General features: G+C 41.2%; 1 protein-coding gene. It reads left to right on the top strand.

All coding sequences use genetic code 11. The features are described from left to right. Positions 1-1,311: mucin-binding protein (locus ADI86_RS11910; protein WP_049532565.1), on the top strand; the 1,311-nt coding region annotated here is incomplete at both ends.

The raw sequence follows: 1,311 nt of genomic DNA, 5'->3' as shown, positions 1-1,311 counted from the left end.
CCAGTAACTCCAGGAAAACCAATCACTCCTGAAAATCCAGGTACTGACACACCAATTATCTACGTACCAAAATCAACTGAAGTTACAAAACCAACTAAACAAACAGTTAAGTTTGAAGGAGCAGGAGATAATACTCCAGCTGCTAAAGTTCAAAATGACTTCACCTTTACTGGTAAACAAAAAAATGGTACGACAACATGGGATCAACCTAATCACACTTATGGTAAAGAAACAGTTCCAGTAGTTACAAGTTACTACGCTGATAAGAAGGAAGCTGGATCTAAGACAGTAACTCCAGATCAACCAGAAGTTACGGATAAGGTTACTTATAAACCGCTTGGTAAAATCATTCCAGTTGATCCAGAAGGAAACAAAATTCCAAGCGCACCAACTCCACAGTACAACAATGATCCACAAGATCCAACTAAGGGTGGCAAGACTCCAACTCCAGTCATCCCAGGTTATGTGACAGATACACCAAGTGTAACTCCTAACAAACCAGGAGAAGATACACCTGTTGTCTACCGTAAGGTAGAACAAAAAGCGATTATCAAGTATGTAGACCAAAATACTGGTACAACACTTGAAAATGATCAAGTAGGTGGTAAATCTGGTGAAGCTATTGACTACTCAACTGCAGCTAAGATTAAGTACTATGAAGATCGTGGCTACGTTCTTGTAAGCGATGAGTTCCCAGCAGGAGCTCACTTCGATACCGATGCTTCAGTAGACCAAACATGGACAGTAACCTTGAAACACGGTGAAACTCCAGTTGGACCAAACGATCCACATAATCCAAATGATCCAATCAATCCAAATGATCCAAACAGTCCTACATACCCTGCGACAGATCAATGGAAGAAAGATGTAAAATCAACTGTTCATTATGTGGTATCAGACGGTAAGGCAACTGCCCCAGCTGACAATGTTCAAAATGCACAATGGACACGTACCTTAAAACTTGATAAGGTGACAGGTAAAGTTCTTAACCCTGATGAACCATGGGCAGCTAATAAGGATAACTATGATGCAGTTCCAACACCAGGATTGACAGGTTACTACGCTGATAAAGCAAGTGTTGCGTCTAAGACAGTCACTCAAGAAAATCTTGAAGAAACTGTTACTTACAACCCACTTGGAAACTTGGTTCCAAAACCAGAGACACCAAACGATCCAAACTTCCCATCAACACCAGAAGTGAAGTATCCAAACGATCCAAATGATCCAACTAAACCAGGTCAACCAGTCGTTCCAGATGTTCCAGGCTACAAACCATACTTGCCAGATCCAAAAGATCCAAGCAAACCAGGT

The sequence above is a fragment of the Streptococcus pseudopneumoniae genome, from assembly GCF_001074975.1.
GTDB lineage: Bacteria > Bacillota > Bacilli > Lactobacillales > Streptococcaceae > Streptococcus > Streptococcus pseudopneumoniae_D.
The sequence above is the reverse complement of the archived record's forward strand: the minus strand, read 5'-3'. Positions and strand labels throughout refer to the sequence as shown.